This window comes from Cellulosimicrobium arenosum, assembly GCF_014837295.1.
GTDB classification, from domain to species: Bacteria; Actinomycetota; Actinomycetes; order Actinomycetales; family Cellulomonadaceae; genus Cellulosimicrobium; species Cellulosimicrobium arenosum.
The window spans coordinates 211,804-231,811 of record NZ_JACYHB010000005.1 but is presented as its reverse complement, the minus strand read 5'-3'; the positions used below and the strand labels follow the sequence as shown (position 1 = coordinate 231,811).

The following is a 20,008-nucleotide window of genomic DNA, read 5'->3' as shown; positions in this document are numbered from 1 at the left end:
GTGGGGCCGGGAGCACCGGTCCCACCGCCCCGTTCACGCAGGACGAACCGCTATCCCTCAGGAGCAGGAGTGACCAGCACAGCTTCCACCGCACCGGACCCGACGCCGCCTGGTGGCCCGGTCGCGGACGAGCCGCGCCCATCGCGCGGGACGGGCGCGCGCCGCCGCGCAGGAGTCGGCGACCGCGGTGCCAACCGCGCGTTCCGCTGGACCGCGACCGGCGCCGGGGCGCTGATCCTCGCCGTGCTGGCCGCGGTCGCCCTGTTCCTCGTCATCCGGGCCTGGCCGGCGCTCACCGCCGGCGGCGCCGAGCTCGGGGAGACCATCTCGTGGTTCCCCGAGGACGCGTCGATCCTCTCCTTCGTCGGGCCGCTGATCTTCGGCACCCTCCTGGCCGCAGCGCTCGCACTGCTGCTCGCGACGCCCGTCGCGATCGGGATCGCGCTCTTCATCTCGCACTACGCGCCGCGCCGTCTCGCGTCCGGTCTCGGCTACGTCGTCGACCTGCTCGCAGCCATCCCCAGCGTGGTCTACGGCCTGTGGGGCTCGCTCGTGCTGCCCCCCGTGGTGATCCCGGTGTGGGGCTGGCTGGCGGACACGTTCGGCTGGTTCCCGCTCTTCGCCGGACCGGCCTCCCCGACGGGGCGCGTCCTCCTGACGGTCGGGCTCGTGCTCGCCGTGATGATCCTGCCGATCATCACGGCCGTGAGCCGCGAGGTGTTCCTCCAGACCCCGGGCCTGCACGAGGAGGCCGCGCTCGCGCTCGGGGCGACCCGCTGGGAGATGATCCGCACGGCGGTGCTGCCCTTCGGCCGCTCGGGCGTGATCTCCGCCGCGATGCTCGGCCTCGGACGTGCGCTGGGCGAGACGATGGCCGTCCTGATGATCCTCTCGCCCGGGCTCCTGTACAGCTTCAAGATCCTGCAGGCGGGGCAGCAGCAGACCATCGCCGCGAACATCGCGGCGAACTTTCCCGAGGCCAACCCGATGGGCGTCAGCACGCTCATCGCGACCGGCCTCGCGCTGTTCGTCATCACCCTGCTCGTGAACATGGCGGCTCGTGCGATCGTCGCGCGCCGCAAGGACTTCTCGGGAGCCAACTGATGACCACCGTGACCACGCAGGCCGGGCCCGGCCGGGCCCCCGACCCGGAGCGCACCGCAGCGGTGCGCGCGCTGCTCCGGGGCGCCGACGCCCGTCGCCGGCGGACCGACAAGACGATGACCGCACTGATGTGGGGCGCGTTCGTCCTCGCGATGGTCCCGCTCGCCTCCGTCGCGTGGACCGTCGTGGCGAACGGCATGCACCAGTTCGACGGCTACTTCCTCACGCACTCCATGCGCGGCGTGTTCGGCGGGATGGACGCGGGTGGGATCTACCACGCGATCATCGGCACGCTGCTCATCACGTTGGGCGCCGCGGCCATCTCGGTGCCGATCGGTCTGCTCACCGCGATCTACCTCGTGGAGTACGGGCGCGGGGCGCTCGCCCGCTGGGTGACCTTCTTCGTCGACGTCATGACGGGCATCCCCTCGATCGTCGCCGGCCTGTTCGCCTACGCGCTGTTCGCGGTCTTCTTCGGGCCGGGCGTGCGGATGGGAGTCGTCGGCTCGGTGGCCCTGTCGGTCCTCATGATCCCGGTGGTCGTGCGCTCGTGCGAGGAGATGCTGCGGCTCGTGCCCAACGAGCTGCGCGAGGCCGCGTACGCCCTCGGCGTGCCGAAGTGGCTCACCGTGATCAAGGTCGTCCTGCGCACGTCCGTCGCCGGGATCACGACGGGGGTCATGCTCTCCGTCGCCCGTGTGATCGGCGAGACCGCGCCGCTGCTCATCACCGTCGGCGTCGTCGACTCGATCAACTTCAACCTCTTCGAGGGCCGGATGATGACCCTGCCGGTGTACGTGTACCGGCAGTACAGCCAGGGCCTCGTCCCGTGCAACGACGCGCTCGACGCCGTGTGCATCCCCTCCATCAACTACGACCGGGCCTGGGCCGCCGCGCTGGCGCTGATCCTCATCGTCATGCTGCTCAACCTCGTCGGGCGCCTCGTGACCCGTTGGTTCGCGCCCAAGACCCTCCGCTAGAGAACAGGAACGATCCGATGGCACAGCGCATCGATGTCAAGGACCTCGACATCTACTACAGCGACTTCCTCGCCGTGCAGGGCGTGAGCATGTTGATCGAGCCCAAGTCCGTGACCGCCTTCATCGGGCCGTCCGGGTGCGGCAAGTCGACCTTCCTGCGCACCCTCAACCGGATGCACGAGGTGATACCGGGCGCTCGCGTGGACGGGACCGTGGAGATGGAGGGCGTCGACCTGTACGGGGCCGACGTCGACCCGGTCGCGGTGCGTCGGCAGGTCGGGATGGTCTTCCAGCGGCCGAACCCGTTCCCGACGATGTCGATCAGGGAGAACGTGCTCGCGGGCGTCAAGCTCAACAACAAGCGCATCTCCAAGTCGGCCGCCGACGAGCTGGTGGAGTCCTCGCTGCACGGGGCGAACCTGTGGAACGAGGTCAAGGACCGGCTCGACCGCCCCGGCTCCGGCCTCTCCGGCGGTCAGCAGCAGCGGCTGTGCATCGCGCGGGCGATCGCCGTCAAGCCGCAGGTGCTCCTCATGGACGAGCCCTGCTCGGCGCTCGACCCCATCTCGACGCTCGCGATCGAGGACCTCGTCGCGGAGCTCAAGGACGAGTACACGATCGTGATCGTCACGCACAACATGCAGCAGGCAGCGCGCGTGAGCGACCGGACGGCGTTCTTCAACATCGCGGGCACGGGCAAGCCCGGCCGGCTCGTCGAGATGGACGACACCGCGACCATGTTCTCGTCGCCGTCGCAGCAGGCGACCGAGGACTACATCTCGGGCCGCTTCGGGTGATCACGACGCCGCGACCGGCCCTGCCGGCCTAGCTCATCCCGCGGTCGGCAGGAAGTCTTCGTACTCCGGGAGCGTGCCGTCCAGGACCGGGAGCTCGACGTCCGCGGTCTCGCCCGTGCTGGAGGTCACCGTGACGGGAAGCACGCCACCGGGGGTCGCGTCGACCGTCCCGAGCACGGCCTCGAAACCCTCCTCGGTGCCGAGGTACACGGTCTCGCCACCGGCCACCGGTACCTCGAGCGCGGCACCGCCCAGGGGCGCGACGCCGACCGTCACGTCCTGCGTGCTGTCGTTGGCGAACGCACCGATCAGCGTCCCGGCCGCACCGTCGCCCTCGGAGACGAGCATGAGGTTGAGCCCGCGGACGTCGGCGGTCAGGTCGACGCGGACGCCGTCGGAGGGGGAGTACTCCTTGGTCGTCAGCACGGGAGAGCACGCGGCGACGGCGGCGACGCTCGCGACGACGACGGGGACGGCCCAGAACCGTGAGGTCCGGGCTGCTCGGCTGGTCGAGGTGCGGGTCACGTGCGCTCCTGGGTGCGTCGGTGGGGCGGGGTTGCGGGGCCCAGCCTAGTCGGTCGCGCCGTGTTCGGGCGGACGGCGGTGCGGTCCCCGGCGGGAGCGGACAGTTGTGCGGAAGGCGTGAAGGGCTCCTGGGATCAGGCGTCCCGTCCGGCATGTCTCGGGAACCTCTCGGGAACGGGTCGACGAGGTGCGCAGGACGTCGCACGAGCCGTCGTGCAGGAGCGTCCGCCCGGGGCTGACCTGCGCGAAGACCGCGGGAGACGCCGCGTCCGGCGGCCTCGGACGGCGAGGATCCGCGAATTCGCACGGCTTCCGCGTGATAAGGTGGACCTCCGCGAAAGGGGACATCTGCAGATGACGTTCACAGTAGGCGAGACCGTTGTCTACCCGCACCACGGCGCCGCTCTGATCGAGGAGATCAAGACGCGCACCATCCGTGGAGAGGACAAGACCTACCTCAAGCTCAAGGTCGCCCAGGGCGACCTGACCATCGAAGTCCCCGCCGAGAACGTCGACCTCGTCGGCGTGCGAGATGTCGTCGGACAGGAAGGCCTCGACCGTGTCTTCGAGGTGCTCCGGGCACCGTACACGGAGGAGCCGACCAACTGGTCGCGCCGGTACAAGGCGAACCTCGAGAAGCTCGCCTCGGGCGACGTGATCAAGGTGGCCGAGGTCGTGCGTGACCTCTCCCGCCGCGACGCCGACCGCGGACTGTCTGCCGGGGAGAAGCGCATGCTCGCGAAGGCGCGGCAGATCCTCGTCTCCGAGCTCGCACTCGCCGAGCACACCGAGGAGGAGCGCGCCGAGGCCATCCTCGACGAGGTCCTCGCCTCCTGAGCGAGAGCGCGAACCAGCACGATCTCGATCCACAGCCCGGTCCACAGGGGCGTTGCCGATAGGGCAGCGCCCCTGTGGCGTGCCCGGGGCCGTGAGCGAGCCGCTACCGTGTGCGGGTGTCCACGCTCGCCGTCCTGACCGCCGCCGGTTCCGGCGCACGCCTCGGGCACGCCGTGCCCAAGGCCCTCGTGGAGCTCGGCGGGGTGCCCCTCCTGGTCCACGCGGCGCAGCGGTTGTGCGCCTCCGGCGTGGTCGACGCCCTCGTGGTGACGGCGCCCCCGGGGCATGTCGACGAGGTCGCCCGCCTCGTGCGGGCGGCCCCGGGCATCGACCTCCCCGTGCACGTCGTCGACGGCGGGCCCACTCGCCAGGCGTCGGTCGCGGCGGGTCTGCGAGCAGGTCTCGACGACCGCGGTCTCGTCCCGCCCGCGGCGGGGGAGATCGACGTCGTGCTGGTCCACGACGCGGCGCGGCCGTTGGCCCCGACCGACCTGGTCCGGCGGGTCGAGCAGGCCGTACGGGCCGGCTACCGCGCCGTCGTCCCCGGTCTGGTGGTCACGGACACGGTCAAGCGCGTCGTCCCCGCACCGGGCGGCGGGATCGACGAGGTGGCCGAGACCGTCGACCGGGCGTCCCTGCGGGCGGTGCAGACGCCACAGGGGTTCGATCGCGACCTGCTGGAGCGCGCGCACGCGGCTGCGGCGGCGGGCGGCGCGGACGAGTCCTCGGCCGCGACCGACGACGCGGGCCTCGTCGAGGCGCTCGGCGAGACGGTCCACGTGGTCGCGGGGTCGTCGGCGGCGGCAAAGATCACGACCGGCCACGACCTGCGCGTCGCCGCACTGACCCTGGAGGAGACAGCATGACCGACCCTGCGACGCCGCTCCCACGGACCGGGATCGGCGTGGACGTGCACGCCTACGCCGCGGACGACGTCGAGCGACCCTTGTGGCTCGCAGGTCTGCACTGGCCCGGGGAGCGTGGGCTCGCCGGGCACTCCGACGGCGACGTCGTCGCGCACGCCGCGGCCGACGCGCTGTTCTCCGCGACCGGTCTGGGGGACCTGGGGTCGAACTTCGGGACGAGCGAGCCCCGCTGGTCCGGCGCGAGCGGTGCCGTGCTCCTGGCCGAGGCCGCACGGCGCGTGCGGGGAGCGGGGTTCGAGATCGGGAACGTCGCCGTCCAGGTGGTCGGGAACCGGCCCCGGGTGGGAACGCGCCGGGCGGAGGCCGAGACGGTCCTGGGCGACGCGGCGGGTGCGACCGTCACCCTCACGGCGACGACGACCGACGCCCTGGGACTCACCGGTCGGGGGGACGGGGTGGCCGCGATCGCGACCGCGCTCGTCGTACCCGTCAGCCGGTGACCGCCGCCGAGATCTCGACCCCGTCGAGGACCTCGCGGACCTGCGCGGCGGCCGTCTCGTCGCCCGCTCCGGTCGTCACGGTCAGCCGCACGACCTGGCGGTCGCCGCCCGTGCCCGCCTCGAGGACGTACACCTCCTGCGCCACGCGCACCCCGTCCGCCTCATAGGTCCCGACCACTCCGAGCGCCGGCACCTCGGCGACCGTCACCTCCTGGGGCCCCGCGTCGTCGAGCGTCCAGCCGGGGAGGCTCTCGGCATAGCTCGCCGACTCCGCCGCAGCCTCCTCGACGGCCTCGGTGGTCTGCTCGCCCGTCACCACGACGTTCGTGCGGACGGCACCGGGGTCCTGCGGGGCGGGCGCCACGAGGACGAACGCGCCCTCGCGCGCCTGGTCGTCCCAGCCGGGCGGGAGGGTCACCGTCACGGGGACCCCCGGCACCTGCACCGGCGACGCCGCGCTCGTCGCGGTCGACGCGCCGTCGGGCGGTTCGTCCGTACCCGTGCTGCCACAGCCTGCGCAGGCGGCACCGACACCGGTGACGACGGCCAGGGCGAGGGCCGTGCGGGTGACGGTCGAGCGGGTGGGCCTGCGGGCGACGCGGACGAGGGGCACGGCTCCGATTCTGCCCCCTCCACCTCGCCGGATGTGCCGGGTGCATCCCGCGCCGGTACGATCGGAGGAGTCTCGCGGCCGTGCTTGACTGCCCCAGACCACACACGGGACGTACTGCACATGAACCGAATGTCCGTCGAGGATCGCCGGGCTCAGCTCGTCGACGCTGCGATGACCGTCGCCGTCCGCGAGGGGGTGGAGGCGGTGACCATCCGTGGTGTCGCGGCCGAGGCCGGCGTCTCGCTCGGCGTGGTGCACTACTGCTTCGAGGACAAGGACGAGCTCCTCCAGGCCATGGGCAACAGCCTCGCGCTCGTCGCCTCGGAGCCGGTCCGGGCCGCCCTGGACACCGAGGGCGACGTGGTCGAGCTCGCGCACGCCGCGGCGCACGGGCTGTGGACCGGTCTCACGCCCCGTCGGCACATGCGTCTGCTCACGTTCGAGTTCGCGACGGCCGGGGTGCGCAGCCGGGCGCTGCGATCCGTCGCGCACACGCACCTCGAGCAGACGTGGACGATGACGCGGGGCTTCCTCGAGGAGGTCGCCCGGCGGGGCGAGGTCACGTACACGACCGACATCGAGTTCCTGTCGCGCATCGTCGCCGGGTACATCGACGGCATCGAGATCGCCTGGCTCGTCGAGCAGGACGACGCGACCGCGATCCGCAGCTTCCACGCCCTCGCGGAGTACGTGCTCTCCGTCATGGTGCGTGCCGACGGCTCGCCCGTGCGCGAGGGAGGCCCGGCGCGCGTCCCGCTGGAGTGACCGCCGTCAGGATCCGGCCGGGCCGAGCACCCTGTCGGTGTAGGCGTTGGCGAACACGCCCTGCGGGTCGGCCGCGTCGCGCACCGCGGTGAAGTCGCCCAGGCGCGGGTAGAGCTCGGCGAGCCGGGCGGCGTCGAGCCCGTGCAGCTTGCCCCAGTGGGGGCGCCCGTCCACCTCGGCGACGATGCGCTCGACCGCCTCGAAGTACCGCTCGTGGGACAGGCGCGCGTACTGGTGCACCGCGACGTAGGCGGTGGGGCGTCGGTAGGCCGTGGACAGCCACACGTCGTCGGGCGCCGCGAACCTCACCTCGACGGGGAACGGGACGTGCTCGCCCGAGCGCTCGAGCCAGGCGTCGATGGCGGTGAGCACGTCGACGAGGCTCTCGCGCGGCACGGCGTACTCCATCTCGCGGAACCGCACGCGCCGCGAGGTGACGAACACCTCGTGCGACGGCGCGACGTAGGTGCGTGGCGCGAGCGCCCTGGCCGAGACCGCGTTGAGGCGCGGGGTGACGCGGGGGACCGCGGTCGCGACCCGGTTGACGAGCCCGAACGCGCCGTTGGACAGCAGCTCCTCGTCGAGCCAGGTCCGTGCCCGGGCGACCGGCCCCGGGCCGGACGTGCGCAGGCGCTCGAGCGCCGCGTCCTCCTCGTCGGGCGCGAGCCGGTTGTTGCGCTTCGTCAGGGCGCGACGGGTGTGGGGGAACCAGTAGAACTCGACGTGGTCGTTGCCGCCCACGAGGCCGTCCGGGTCGTCGTCCGCGGCAGCCAGCCCGTCGAGCACGCGATCGAGCGGCCAGGGTTCCTCCTGGGCACGCAGCAGGAACGCCGGGACCACCTCGAGCGTCACGGCGGACAGCACGCCGGTGGCGCCGAGACCCAGCCTGCTCGCCGCGAACAGCCCGGGCTCCCGGTCCGCCGACACCGCGCGCACCGTCCCGTCCGCGCCGACGACCCGCACGCCGCGCACCTGGGTCGCGAGGCCGCCGAGCCGGGCTCCGGTGCCGTGCGTGCCGGTCGAGATCGCGCCCGCGATCGACTGCCGGTCGATGTCCCCGAGGTTGGCCATCGCCAGGCCGGCCGCGGCGAGGGCGGCGTTGAGCCGGTGCAGCCGGATGCCGGCCCCGACCGTGACGTGGATGGCGTCGCCCGACCGGGAGACGGCCTCGACGAGGCTGACCCGGTCCAGGTCGAGGAGGAGACCGTCCGTCACGGCCGCGGGGGTGAACGAGTGCCCGGCGCCGACCGCGCGCACGTGCAGGCCGTCCGCCGCCGCGCGTGCGACGTGGGCCGCCAGGTCGGCCTCGTCCCGCGGTACGGCCCGACGACGTGGTGTCGCCGAGGCCGTCCCGGCCCAGTTGGTCCAGCCCGGGACACCGTCACCGTTCGCCGCACGAGTCACAGCACGCACTGTAGGCGCAGACGCAGGTCGGCGGTGAGGTCCGAGGTCAGTGGTGGCGTACGTTTCTCCCATGGATGCAGGTGCTGGCACCGACGGGTCACGATCCGGACCCGAGTCGCTGTCACCGCTCGTGGAGCAGCTCACCCGGGCTACGCGTGACCTCGACGGGCCGCTCGCCGTCGTCGACCTCGACCGCTTCGACGCGAACGCCGCCGAGCTCCTCGCCCGGGCCGGTGGCGTCCCCGTCCGGCTCGCCTCGAAGTCGGTGCGGGTGCGGGCGCTCGCCGCGCGCGCTCTCGGCCACGGGCTGCGCGGGGTCATGGCGTACTCGCTCCGGGAGGCGTTGTGGCTCGTGGAGCAGGGCGTCGGCGACGTGCTCGTGGCCTACCCGACGGTCGACCGGCACGCCCTGTCCCTGCTCGCGCGGGACATCGACGCCCGGCGCGGGATCACGCTGATGGTGGACTGCGCCGAGCACCTCGACCTGGTGCGCCACGCGCTCGCCGGCGCCGGTGACGGGGATGCGGCTCCGCCGGTGCGGGTGTGCCTGGACGTCGACGCGTCGCTCCGGGTCGGTGTCGGTCCGCTCACCGCTCACCTGGGCACGCGGCGCTCGCCGGTGCGCACTCCCCACGACGCCGCGACGCTGGCCGCTCGCGTCGCGACCGCGCCCGGTCTGCACCTGCGGGGAGTGATGTTCTACGAGGCGCAGATCGCCGGGCTGCCCGACTCCAGCCTTGCCGTGCGTCTCGTCAAGCGCGCCTCGACGGCCGAGCTGGCCACGCGGCGGGGCGAGGTGGTCGCGGCCGTGCGCGACGTCGTGGGCGCCGACCTCGAGCTCGTCAACTCCGGGGGGACGGGGTCGCTCGAGACGTCGTCGGCCGACCCCGTGGTCACCGAGGTGACTGCGGGCTCCGGGCTCTTCGTGCCCACGCTGTTCGACGGCTACCGCGCTTTTCGGCCACGGCCCGCCGCCTTCTTCGGGCTCGACGTCGTGCGTGTCCCCGCGCCCGGGTGGGCGGCCGCGTTCGGGGGTGGGTACGTGGCGTCGGGGAAGGCGTCGCGGACGCGGCTGCCGCAGGTCGTCCTTCCGGGCTGGGCGCTGACCGCGCGCGAGGGGGCCGGCGAGGTGCAGACCCCCTTGCGCCGCACCGGCCGCGGGGCGCGGGATCTCGAGGTCGGGGACCGGGTGTGGTTCCGGCACGCGAAGGCCGGTGAGCTCATGGAACGGTTCGACTCGGTGCACCTCGTCCGCGGGGACCGGGTGGTCGACGTCGTGCCCACGTACCGCGGCGAGGGTCGTACGTTCGGCTGACCGCAGCCGGCACCCGACGATCGCCGCACCGCCCGTTCGGACCACGAGGCCTCGCCCCGGTACCCTGGCGGGCGTGACCCTTCGCCTGTTCGACACCGCCACGCGGGACGTACGCGACTTCGTGCCGCGCACCCCGGGCGAGGTCGGGCTGTACCTGTGCGGCGCGACCGTCCAGTCGGCGCCCCACGTGGGCCACATGCGCTCCGCCGTCGCGTTCGACGTGCTGGCGCGCTGGCTGCGGCGCTCGGGCGAACGCGTGACGTTCATCCGCAACGTCACGGACATCGACGACAAGATCCTCGCCAAGTCCGCGGCCGCCGGCGAGCCGTGGTGGGCCTGGGCCGCCACGTACGAGCGCGCCTTCACCGCCGCGTACGACGCGCTCGGCGTCCTGCCCCCCACGTACGAGCCGCGCGCGACCGGTCACGTCACGGACATGGTCGATCTCGTCGAGCGCCTGGTCGACCGGGGCCACGCGTACGCGAGCGGCCCCGGTGACGTGTGGTTCGACGTGCGTTCCTGGGCCGACTACGGGGCGCTGACCAACCAGCGGCTCGAGGATCTCGCCCCGGTGCCCGACGACGCGCCCGCCGACCCTGCGACGACGGTCAAGCGCGACCCCCGCGACTTCGCGCTGTGGAAGGCACCGAAACCGGGCGAGCCCGAGACCGCGTCGTGGGCCACGCCGTTCGGCCGGGGACGCCCGGGTTGGCACCTCGAGTGCTCGGCGATGGCGCGTCGCTACCTCGGCGACACCTTCGACATCCACGGCGGCGGTCTCGACCTGCGGTTCCCGCACCACGAGAACGAGCAGGCGCAGTCCCACGCCGCCGGCTACGGGTTCGCCCGCTACTGGCTGCACAGCGCGTGGGTGACGCAGAGCGGCACCAAGATGAGCAAGTCGCTCGGCAACGGGCTGCTCGTGCGCGAGGTGCTCGCGACGACGAACCCCGCCGTCGTGCGGTACGCGCTCGCGTCCGTGCAGTACCGCTCGATGCTCGAGTGGACCCCGGACACGATCACCGAGGCCGCGACCACGTGGGAGCGGCTCGCGGGCTTCGTCGAGCGCGCCACCGAACGCGGGGGAGACGTCGGGGACGTCCAGGACGTCGAGCTCCCGGCCGCCTTCACCGCGGCGATGGACGACGATCTCAACGTCCCGGCCGCGCTCGCGGTCGTGCACGAGCACCTGCGGGCCGGGAACTCCGCGCTCGCAGACCGCAGCGCCGCAGCGGACGCGGTCGCGCGTCACCACCTGGTGGCGCTGCGGGCCATGCTCGACGTGCTGGGCCTGGACCCGGGCGACCCGCAGTGGGCCCGGTCCGACGACTCGCGCTACGGCGGGGCGCTCGACGCCCTCGTCGGGGCGGAGATCGCCGCGCGGGCCCGGGCGCGCGCCGACCGCGACTTCGCCACCGCCGACGCGATCCGGGACCGGTTGACCGCGGCCGGCGTCGTCGTCGAGGACTCCGCCGACGGCGCGCGGTGGACGTTGGCCTGAACCACACTGGCCTGACGGGCACCGCCCGGTCGGGCGACCGGCGTCGTCCATCGACCGACGACGCCACGAACTTCACGAACACCACGACACGACGGGTACCTCATGGCTGGCAACTCACAACGGCGCGGCGCGACGCGCAACGCCGCGAACAAGAAGGGCGCGACCGTCGGATCCGGCGGACAGCGTCGCAAGGCGCTCGAGGGGCGCGGGCCGACGCCGAAGGCTGAGGACCGTACCTACCACCCGGCGCACCAGCGCAAGGTCGCCGCCGAGAAGCGGGCCGCGACCGCGACCCGGCGGGACGACTCGCGCGGCGGCGGTGCCCGAGGGCCGAAGGGCCGGGGGGCCGCGGAGGAGGTCGTCGCCGGGCGCAACGCCGTCCTGGAGGCGCTGCGCGCGCGTCTTCCCGTGGAGGCCGTCTACATCTCCCCGCGGATCGACTCGGACGTCCGCATCACCGAGATCCTCGAGATCGTGTCCGGGCGAGGCTACGACCTCCTCGAGGCGGGCAAGTCGGAGCTCGACCGCCTGACCGACGGCTCCGTCCACCAGGGCGTCGCGATCAAGGTCCCGCCGTACGACTACGCCGACGCGGACGACCTCCTGGACGCTGCCGAGGCGACCGGCCGGCCGCCGCTGATCGTCGCGCTCGACGGGGTCACCGACCCCCGCAACCTCGGCGCCGTGCTGCGCTCGGCGGGCGCGTTCGGGGCGCACGGTGTGCTCGTCCCCGAGCGGCGGTCCGCAGGCGTCACGGCGTCCGCGTGGAAGGTCTCGGCCGGTGCCGCGGCACGCGTGCCCGTGGCGCGTGCGACGAACCTCGTGCGTGCCCTGGGCGAGCTGAAGAAGGCCGGCTGCTTCGTCGTCGGGCTCGACGCCGGGGGTTCGACGGCGATCGGCGACCTCGCGCTCGCGACGGAGCCGCTCGTGCTCGTCGCCGGGGCGGAGGGCAAGGGGCTGTCGCGTCTCGTCCGTGAGACGTGCGACGTCGTCGCGTCCGTGCCGATCAGCTCGGAGACGGAGTCGCTGAACGCGGCGGTCGCCACGGGAATCTCCCTCTACGAGGTGGCCCGCCTCCGCTCGGCACAGCCCTGACCCGCGACCTGTCAGCACCTGGCGAGCCCAGGGGGGCATGCCGGGCCGACAGGTCGTGGATCAGGCGTCGAGCTCGGGGTCCTTCTCGCCCGGGGCCAGGCCCAGGACCGACTTCTCGTCCGGGCGGTGGCGCAGGACGTCGTCGACGTACGAGCGCGTCGCCTCGGCCATCGGGACGTCACGGCCGGCACGCTCCGAGACGAACCACCGGTGGTCGAGGATCTCGTGGAAGAGCTGGGCCGGCTCGAGCTTGCGACGCAGGTCGCGCGGGACCGCCCGGATCGTGGCTTCGAAGACCCCGCGCAGCCAGTCGTGCGCCACGAACTCCTCGTCGTCGTTCTGCCGGTCCGTCGCGGCGCGGAACGAGTCCAGGTCGTTGAGCAGGCGGCGTGCCTGGTTCTCCTGCACGTCCAGCCCCGTGAGCCGGAGCAGACGACGCGAGTGGTGTCCCGCGTCGACGACCTTGGGCTGGATCTGTACCGAGGTCCCGTCGATGTCCGTGGTGATCGCGAGCTCGCCGACGTCGAACCCCAGCTCGTTCAGCCGCTCGATGCGGGCGGCGACGCGCCACCGCTCGTTGGACTCGAACGACTCCGACTCGGTCAAGGTCTCCCAGAGCTCCTCGTACCGGGCGACGAGGGCGTCTCCGATCGAGACCTCGTCCACGTCCTCGTCGAGCAGCTCCCCGGCGGCCAGGTCCATGAGCTCGCCGATGATGTTGGTCCGGGCGAGATCGACGTCGTAGGCGCGCTGGCCGGGGGAGAGCTGGCGGTGCAGGTCGCCCGTCTCCGCGTCCACCAGGTAGGCGGCGAAGGTCTCCGCGTCGCGCCGGAACAGCGTGTTCGACAGCGACACGTCACCCCAGTAGAAGCCGACCAGGTGCAGGCGCACGAGCAGGACCGCGAGGGCGTCGATCAGCCGCGCCGCCGTGTCCGGCCGGAGCGCCTGGCTGTACAGCGCGCGGTAGGGCAGGGAGAACTGCAGGTGCTCCGTGACGAGCACCGCCTCCAGCGGCTCGCCGTCCGGTGCCTTGCGGCCCGTGATCACACCCACGGGGACGACGCTCGGCACCTCCAGACGGCGGAGCTGACGCAGCAGCTCGTACTCGCGGTAGGCGACCGACTCCCCGATCTCCTTGATCGCGATCACGCGCCCGGAGAGGCGGACGAACCGCACGATGTGCCGGGAGATGCCGCGGGGGAGCGCGGCGAGGGTCTCCTCGGGCCAGTCGACGAGCGGGATGTCCCACGGGAGGTCGAGGAGAGCCGGGTCGGGGGCCGACGCCGTGATCTGCAGGTTGTGCACCGTCACGGGACCATTGTCCACGGTCGGGCGATGCGGTTGTCGACGCCGGTGCGGGACGGTGCGGGTCCACCATCCGCTGCTCGTTCCTCGCAGCTCCCGCCAGACCCGCCCACGACCCGCCCCACCCCGCACCGGCGTCGACGCCGACACGTGGCGCCGGGTCCCGCAGGACGCGACAGGGCGGGCCCGACCCGGAGGTCGGACCCGCCCTGTCGGCGGTGCAACGTGGTGCTCAGGTCAGCTGATGCGCTCACCCGAGGCGGACGAGAACACGTGCGAGTGGCCCGGACGGATCGTGACGTAGATCCGCTCGCCCTTCGCCGGGACGCTGCGCGGGTCGACGCGCACGATGACCTGGTCGTCGCCGGCTCCCGAGTGGACCTCTGCCTGCGCGGCGAGGTCGCCCTTGAGCGTGCCGTAGACGAACGCGTCGGAGCCGAGCTCCTCGACGAGGTTGACCTCGACCGGGAAGGCCGACTCGTCCGCCTGGGTCACGATGTCGAGCGACTCGGGACGGAAGCCGACCGTGACGCGGCCGTTGTCCGCCTCCGTGATCCGCGACGCGACGTCACGCTCGAGCGGCAGGCGCGCCGGGCCGATCTCGGCGACGCCGCCGGTGACGGTGAACGTGCCGAGGTTCATCGCGGGGGAGCCGATGAAGCCGGCGACGAAGACGTTGGCGGGGGTGTCGTACATGTCGCGCGGCGTCCCGACCTGCTGGAGCAGACCGTCCTTGAGGACCGCGATGCGGTCACCCATGGTGAGGGCCTCGGTCTGGTCGTGCGTGACGTAGACGGTCGTGACGCCGAGGCGACGCTGGAGCGACGCGATTTGCGTACGGGTCTGGACGCGGAGCTTGGCGTCGAGGTTCGACAGCGGCTCGTCCATGAGGAACACCTGCGGCTGGCGCACGATCGCGCGGCCCATGGCGACGCGCTGGCGCTGACCACCGGAGAGCGCCTTCGGCTTGCGGTCGAGGTACTCGGTCAGGTCGAGGATCTTGGCAGCCTCCTCGACGCGCTGGCGGATCTCCGCCTTCGGCTTGCCGGCGATCTTCAGCGCGAAGCCCATGTTGTCCGCGACGGACATGTGCGGGTACAGCGCATAGTTCTGGAAGACCATCGCGATGTCGCGGTCCTTCGGCTGGACGTCCGTGACGTCGCGGTCGCCGATGTAGATGCTGCCGCCGTTGACGTCCTCGAGACCCGCGAGCATGCGGAGCGAGGTCGACTTGCCGCAGCCCGACGGGCCGACGAGGACGAGGAACTCGCCGTCCTCGATGTGCAGGTTGAGCTGGTCCACCGCGGGGCGCTCGGTCCCGGGGTAGAGCCGGCTCGCGTGGTCGTAGGTGACCGTAGCCATGACTGGTACATCCCTCCACCGGCAGGTACGTGCCGGACGATCCGTTGTGCAGTGACGTGCAGTTGAGTGCGCTGTCGACGGTGCTCAGGCCTCGATGGCGGACGAGCGTGTCTTCGACGACACAGAAGAAGTCGGATCCCCGAGGGTCTCCGACGTCATCGTGCTGCCGATACTACTCCCGGCGAATGAGTGCCTCGTCACACCCGGAGGGGTCGTGGGGCAACGATCAGGTCTCGATCTCCTCGATCTCCTCGAGGTCCGCCGAGATCAGGTCGAGCGCCGCGGCGAGCCCGTCGGCGTCCGCGACGCGGTACCCGGCCGAGGTCGGGCCGTCCCCGACCTTGATGCCGACGTCACCGTCGTGGAGCACCGCGAACGCCGTCTCGTCGGTGGTGTCGTCGCCCGCGTACAGGACCCGGACCGTCCGGCCGGACGATGCGGCATCGCGGCCGACGACGTCCCGCAGGTGCGCGATCGCCTCACCCTTGGACGTGCGCAGGACAGCGATCTCGACGACGTCCTTGCCGTGCATGGCGTGCAGGCCGAGGCGCTCGGCGACCTCGTCGGCGGCGGCCTCCGCCGCGCGGGCGTCCGACGCCGACGCCTGACGCGTGTGCAGCACCGCGGCGCTCGGCTTGTGCTGCACCCAGGTCCCGTCGCGCCCGTCGACCGCGTCGGCCAGCCCCGCGCGGAGCTCGCCCAGTGCGCGTTCCTGGTCCGCCGTGAGCTCGAGCGGTTCCGCGTCGAGCCCCTGCGGCGTCACGTGCGCCGTCTCCGCCCCGTGGCTGCCGACGAGGAACGTGCCCGGCGGCAGCCCGGCCCGTCCGGCCAGGTCCGAGAGGTTGCGCCCGGACACGAGGCCGAGGTGCGTCGTCGTGCCCCGGGACGCCGCGGCGAGCCGGTCGACGGCCGCGCGAGCGGCCGGAGCCATCGCCGCGGACGTGGGGTCGTCGACGAACGGCGCGAGCGTCCCGTCGAAGTCGAGCGCGACGATGCGCGGGGCGCCCGGGTCGGCCGAGAACTCGCGCAGCGCCCCGACCAGCGCCGCAGAGGTCCCCGACGTGCGGGACGACGGTGCCGTGGTCACGTGTCACGCTCCTCGCTCGACGCGGACCGGGCAGGGCCGGTCGACCGGGGTACCCGCGAGGGCATGGCCGTGAGCACACCCAGGAAGGACTCGGACCACCGGGCGACGTCGTCGGCCAGCACGCGCCGGCGCAGGCGCCGCATGCGCTTGCGCTGCTCGCGCGTGTCCATGTGCGCGGCGGCGACGATCATGTCCTTCATGCCGTCGATGTCGTGCGGGTTGACGAGGAGCGCGCCGGCGGCCATCTCGTCCGCCGCTCCCGTGAACTCCGAGAGCACGAGCACGCCCCGGTCGTCGGAGCGCGCCGCGACGTACTCCTTCGCGACCAGGTTCATGCCGTCCCGCAGCGACGTGACGAGCATGACGTCCGCCGCGAGGTACATCGCGGCCATCTCCTCCGGCGGGTAGGAGTGGTGCAGGTAGTGGATCGCGGCGTGCCCGATCTCCGCGTACTCGCCGTTGATGCGCCCCACGGCACCCTCGACGTGCTCCCGCAGGTCCTGGTACGCGCCGACGTTCTCGCGGCTCGGGCTCGCGACCTGGACGAGCGTGGCGTGCTCGACGTCGAGCCGTCCGTCCTGCAGCAGCTCGCCGTACGCCTTGATGCGGTGCCGGATGCCCTTGGTGTAGTCGAGGCGGTCCACGCCGAGCATCATGATCTCGGGGTCGCCGAGGTCCGAGCGGATCTCGCGCGCCCGGTGCTGGATCTCGGGCTGGCGGGCGAGCTCGTCGAACCGGCGCGAGTCGATCGAGATGGGGAACGCGGCCGCGCGCACGTGGCGCTCGCGGCCGTCCTCGTCCGGGACGGTGATCATGGGACCGCGCGTCGTGTACGCACGCAGGCGGCGCACCGCGCGGATGAAGTTCGCGGCGTCCCCGGCGCGCTGGAAGCCGACGAGGTCCGCCCCGAGCAGCCCGTCGATCACGCGACGGCGCCACGGGAGCTGCTGGAAGAGCTCGAGCGGGGGGAACGGGATGTGGTTGAAGAACCCGATCCGCAGGTCCGGCCGCTGCTCGCGGATCATCTTCGGCACGAGCTGGAGCTGGTAGTCGTGGATCCACACGGTCGCCCCGTGCGCTGCCTGCTCGACGGCCGCGTCGGCGAACCGCTGGTTGACGCGGTGGTAGGAGTCCCACCAGGTGCGGTGGTAGGTCGGTGGGGCGATCACGTCGTGGTAGAGCGGCCACAGCGTGTCGTTGGAGAAGCCCTCGTAGTAGCGCTCGATCTCCTCCGCGCTCAGGGTGACCGGCACGAGTCGCATGTCGTCCGCGTCGAGCGGCTCGACCTCGAGGTCGGGGGCGCCGGACCAGCCCACCCACGCGCCGTCGGCGGCCTGCATGACCGGCTCCAGGGCCGTGACCAGGCCCCCGGGCGAACGGTTCCAGCTCACGTCGCCGTCGTCGGAGACCGTGAAGTCCACCGGCAGCCGGTTGGCCACCACGACGAGGTCGAACCCTTCCTTGCCTGCCAATGGAGACTCCTCGAGCGTCGGTGTGTCATGGTCCGGGCGGTCTCAGGGTAGTCCCCGGGCACGCCGCGGCGCCGGTGGGTCCGGCCCGTCCGACCGGCCCGGGAGCCGTCTGGCCGCTACCGTAGGGCCATGGAGGAGCTCACGCAGCGCGTCCCGGCTTCCGACACCGGTCGTCGGGGACCGACGCCGGGCACCGAGGTCGGCGGCTACCTCGTGGGACCGCGGCTCGGGTCGGGCGCCATGGGCATCGTCCACAGCGCGCACGACGGCGGCGGGAGCCTCGTCGCGATCAAGTTCCTCCATGCGCACGTGGACCTCGACGCGACCGCGCGCGGTCGTGAGCGGCTGCAGCGCGAGGCGCTCGCGCTGCAACGGCTGCGCCACCCCGCCGTCGCGCAGATCCTCGACCTCGAGATCGACGGGCCGGACGCGTTCATCGTCACCGAGCTCGTGGACGGACCCACGCTGGAGGACGAGGTCGCCGACGGCGGGCCGCTCGACCCGTGGGACCTGTACGAGCTCGCCGACCAGCTCGCCGCGGCCCTCGAGGCGGTGCACGAGGCGGGGGTCGTCCACCGCGACCTGAAGCCCAGCAACGTGCTCGTCGCCTCGCGCGGTCCCGTGCTGATCGACTTCGGCATCGCCCAGGGCCTCGAGGACGCCCGCGTGACCTCCACGGGCCTGGTCATGGGGACGCCCGGCTACCTCGCGCCCGAGCTCCTCGAGGGCGCGTCGCCCAGCGTCGAGACCGACTGGTGGGGCTGGGCGGCGCTGCTCACCTACGCCGCGACCGGGCGGGCTCCGTTCGGGGTGCGTCCCACGGACGTCGTGCTCGCCCGCGCGAGGACGGGCCGGCCCGACGTCGCGGGCCTGGGCCCCGTGACGGCGCGGGCGCTCAGCGGGGCGCTCCACGCCGACCCGACCCGGCGGCTCGGGCCCACGGACGTGGTCGCCGCGCTGCGCCAGGCCGCGGACACGGGAGACGCCCCGACCGTCGCGGTCGCCGCGCCGACGGGCCCGACGCAGGTGGTCGCGCCCGTCGTCGGCCCGCCCCTGCCGACGTCGCAGAGCCAGGTGAACGACGGGCGCACAGTCGCCGTGCCCGTCGACGGTGCGGACGAGGGCCTGCTCGACGAGCTCGGCGCGCCCGCGCCCGAGGGTGGGACCGGGACGGGCTACGTCCGGCCCGAGCCCGCTCGCCGAGCCACCGCGCTGCTCGCGCTCGGGATCCCGGTCGTCCTGCTGGGCGTGCTGTACCCGGGTGTCGGGTTCGTCGTGCTCGCGCTGTTCGTCGTGCTCGCGCGCATGGTCGGGGTGACCACCGAGTCCCTCCACACGCGTCGTGAACGGCGTGGCATCTCGTCCCGCGACACGCTGCGCTCGGTCGCCGCCTCCCCCTGGTACCTCGCCCGTGCGCTGCTCGGCGCGCTGCCGTCCCTGCTGGTGGCCGCGTGCGCGGGCGTGCTCGTCGTCGTCGCCGGCTGGTGGCTGCTCGACGCCGACCGGTGGGTCCTCGTCGCGGGCCCCGACGGAGGCAACCCGCCCGTCGTGCTCACCGTGCTGCTGGGCGTCGCGGCGCTCGCGGCGGTCGCGCTCGTGTGGGCGGGACCGCTCACCCACCTGACGCGGTACGGGACGCGGACCGCGCTGGCACGCGTCGCGCCCGGCCGGGCGGGAGCGCTCGTGCTCGTCGGGCTGGGGGTCGCGCTCACCGTCGTGTGCGTGCTGCTGCTGGTCGACGGCGCTCAGACGTCGTGGTGGCCGTTCCCCGGCCCGCCTTCGGTGCGCTGAGGTCCCGGTCGGCGGGCTCGTAGCCCCAGGTGGCTCCCAGGTTCCGTCCGGCCGCGCTGTGTAGGCTGACCGACGTGGCTCTCCCGACGGTCCCGCGCGCCATGGCGCGGACGGCGAGCGCGTTCGCGCGCGCCCGCCCCGTCGCGCGCGCCCGGACCCGTGGCGCGAACCCGCCCCGGATCGTCGCACCGCTGCTCCTCCTGGTCGCCGTCGTCGCGACCACGGGGACCTACCTGGCCGACCGCGGGTTCGCCGTCGTGCACCAGTGCGTCCCCGTCCCGGGCGGCTGGGGGATGGCGGGCATGCGGCTGGCGCTCGTGCACGCGGCGCCGGACTGCCCGTCCGAGATGGCGCTCGGTGGTGACCCGGCGGCGATGGCCACGGTGCTCGGAGCCCTCGCCGTGCCGGTGCTCGTGGCGCACGCGCTCGTGGCGCTCGTCGCGTGGGGCGTGACCGCGTCCGTGCGGCGTGCGCACGAGCGCGCCCGGCGCGTCGTGGCCCGGGCCGTGCACGGTGTGCGCGGTGCGCGCGACCTCGCGCGCCGCCTCGTCACCGCGGTCGTCCCGGGGACGCTCGGCGTCCGGCAGGCCGTGCGGCCCGTGCCCGACGTGGTGCCCGCCACGCTGCACCGTCTCGCCGACGCGGCGGTGCGGTCGCTGCGCGGGCCGCCGGTGCCCGCCCTCGCCTGA

The 20,008-nt window shown here is 73.2% G+C and carries 19 protein-coding genes; 12 read left to right on the top strand and 7 right to left on the bottom strand.

Annotated elements, in window-relative coordinates:
- Positions 1-69 precede the first annotated feature (69 nt).
- The 3 genes from pstC to pstB are packed head-to-tail and all read left to right on the top strand — an operon-like array spanning position 70 to position 2,881.
- On the top strand, positions 70-1,104 hold the full coding sequence (pstC, locus tag IF651_RS08565) for a phosphate ABC transporter permease subunit PstC (protein WP_191828680.1): 1,035 nt from the start codon (positions 70-72) through the stop codon (positions 1,102-1,104).
- Positions 1,104-2,084 carry a phosphate ABC transporter permease PstA gene (gene pstA / locus IF651_RS08560; RefSeq protein WP_191828679.1) on the top strand — a complete coding sequence of 327 codons (981 nt, stop codon included), beginning with the start codon at positions 1,104-1,106 and terminating at the stop codon, positions 2,082-2,084. Before pstC ends, pstA begins: the two co-directional genes overlap by 1 nt.
- A gap of 17 nt (positions 2,085-2,101) precedes the next feature.
- Entirely contained in the window at positions 2,102-2,881 is a 780-nt protein-coding gene (gene pstB / locus IF651_RS08555; RefSeq protein ID WP_191828678.1) for a phosphate ABC transporter ATP-binding protein PstB, read from the top strand.
- A 33-nt stretch (positions 2,882-2,914) separates the two neighbouring features.
- On the opposite strand, the gene IF651_RS08550 is transcribed toward pstB, so the two are convergent.
- Positions 2,915-3,406, bottom strand: a complete 492-nt coding sequence (locus IF651_RS08550) for a hypothetical protein (RefSeq protein ID WP_191828677.1) — start codon at positions 3,404-3,406, stop codon at positions 2,915-2,917.
- A gap of 354 nt (positions 3,407-3,760) precedes the next feature.
- On the opposite strand from IF651_RS08550, the gene IF651_RS08545 reads away from it, so the two are divergent.
- From IF651_RS08545 to ispF, 3 genes are all read left to right on the top strand, one after another.
- The gene (locus IF651_RS08545) at positions 3,761-4,243 is read left to right on the top strand and encodes a CarD family transcriptional regulator (RefSeq protein WP_191828676.1); all 483 of its coding nucleotides are present in this window, start codon (positions 3,761-3,763) and stop codon (positions 4,241-4,243) included.
- Positions 4,244-4,359: 116 nt separating this feature from the next.
- Positions 4,360-5,109, top strand: coding sequence for a 2-C-methyl-D-erythritol 4-phosphate cytidylyltransferase (gene ispD, locus IF651_RS08540; protein WP_191828675.1), 750 nt, complete (start codon positions 4,360-4,362; stop codon positions 5,107-5,109).
- The gene (gene ispF / locus IF651_RS08535) at positions 5,106-5,609 is read left to right on the top strand and encodes a 2-C-methyl-D-erythritol 2,4-cyclodiphosphate synthase (RefSeq protein ID WP_191828674.1); all 504 of its coding nucleotides are present in this window, start codon (positions 5,106-5,108) and stop codon (positions 5,607-5,609) included. Before ispD ends, ispF begins: the two co-directional genes overlap by 4 nt.
- Here ispF and IF651_RS08530 read toward each other — a convergent pair.
- Positions 5,599-6,222 (bottom strand): LpqN/LpqT family lipoprotein, encoded by a 624-nt coding sequence (locus IF651_RS08530; protein ID WP_191828673.1) that lies wholly within the window; start codon positions 6,220-6,222, stop codon positions 5,599-5,601. The genes ispF and IF651_RS08530 overlap by 11 nt on opposite strands.
- Before the next feature lie 120 nt (positions 6,223-6,342).
- Between IF651_RS08530 and IF651_RS08525 the strand changes: the two genes are divergently transcribed.
- On the top strand, positions 6,343-6,987 hold the full coding sequence (locus tag IF651_RS08525) for a TetR/AcrR family transcriptional regulator (RefSeq protein ID WP_191828672.1): 645 nt from the start codon (positions 6,343-6,345) through the stop codon (positions 6,985-6,987).
- A 6-nt stretch (positions 6,988-6,993) separates the two neighbouring features.
- On the opposite strand, the gene IF651_RS08520 is transcribed toward IF651_RS08525, so the two are convergent.
- Complete coding sequence (locus IF651_RS08520) at positions 6,994-8,391, bottom strand: D-arabinono-1,4-lactone oxidase (protein WP_338403851.1); 1,398 nt, start codon at positions 8,389-8,391, stop codon at positions 6,994-6,996.
- A 70-nt stretch (positions 8,392-8,461) separates the two neighbouring features.
- Here IF651_RS08520 and IF651_RS08515 point away from each other — a divergent pair, with 70 nt between their 5' ends.
- The 3 genes from IF651_RS08515 (at position 8,462) to rlmB (ending at position 12,302) form a co-directional block, all read left to right on the top strand.
- Positions 8,462-9,706: an alanine racemase gene (locus tag IF651_RS08515; RefSeq protein WP_191828670.1), complete on the top strand. Its 1,245-nt coding sequence runs from the start codon at positions 8,462-8,464 to the stop codon at positions 9,704-9,706.
- Between the two features lie 73 nt (positions 9,707-9,779).
- Positions 9,780-11,207 carry a cysteine--tRNA ligase gene (gene cysS, locus IF651_RS08510; RefSeq protein ID WP_191828669.1) on the top strand — a complete coding sequence of 476 codons (1,428 nt, stop codon included), beginning with the start codon at positions 9,780-9,782 and terminating at the stop codon, positions 11,205-11,207.
- Between the two features lie 102 nt (positions 11,208-11,309).
- Positions 11,310-12,302 (top strand): 23S rRNA (guanosine(2251)-2'-O)-methyltransferase RlmB, encoded by a 993-nt coding sequence (rlmB, locus tag IF651_RS08505; protein ID WP_191828668.1) that lies wholly within the window; start codon positions 11,310-11,312, stop codon positions 12,300-12,302.
- 60 nt (positions 12,303-12,362) lie between these two features.
- Here rlmB and IF651_RS08500 read toward each other — a convergent pair whose 3' ends face one another.
- The 4 genes from IF651_RS08500 to IF651_RS08485 all read right to left on the bottom strand — a co-directional run bounded on the left by IF651_RS08500 (position 12,363) and on the right by IF651_RS08485 (position 17,528).
- A complete protein-coding gene (locus IF651_RS08500) occupies positions 12,363-13,607 on the bottom strand; it encodes a DUF4032 domain-containing protein (protein WP_191828726.1) in 1,245 nt (414 codons plus the stop codon).
- A 237-nt stretch (positions 13,608-13,844) separates the two neighbouring features.
- The gene (locus IF651_RS08495; RefSeq protein ID WP_191828667.1) at positions 13,845-14,969 is read right to left on the bottom strand and encodes an ABC transporter ATP-binding protein; all 1,125 of its coding nucleotides are present in this window, start codon (positions 14,967-14,969) and stop codon (positions 13,845-13,847) included.
- 226 nt (positions 14,970-15,195) lie between these two features.
- On the bottom strand, positions 15,196-16,056 hold the full coding sequence (gene otsB / locus IF651_RS08490; RefSeq protein WP_191828666.1) for a trehalose-phosphatase: 861 nt from the start codon (positions 16,054-16,056) through the stop codon (positions 15,196-15,198).
- A complete protein-coding gene (locus IF651_RS08485; RefSeq protein ID WP_191828665.1) occupies positions 16,053-17,528 on the bottom strand; it encodes an alpha,alpha-trehalose-phosphate synthase (UDP-forming) in 1,476 nt (491 codons plus the stop codon). The genes otsB and IF651_RS08485 overlap by 4 nt, the downstream gene beginning before the upstream one ends.
- A 129-nt stretch (positions 17,529-17,657) precedes the next feature.
- On the opposite strand from IF651_RS08485, the gene IF651_RS08480 reads away from it, so the two are divergent.
- Both IF651_RS08480 and IF651_RS08475 read left to right on the top strand, forming a co-directional pair.
- Entirely contained in the window at positions 17,658-19,319 is a 1,662-nt protein-coding gene (locus IF651_RS08480; RefSeq protein WP_191828664.1) for a serine/threonine-protein kinase, read from the top strand.
- Between the two features lie 74 nt (positions 19,320-19,393).
- Positions 19,394-20,008, top strand: a complete 615-nt coding sequence (locus IF651_RS08475) for a hypothetical protein (protein ID WP_191828663.1) — start codon at positions 19,394-19,396, stop codon at positions 20,006-20,008.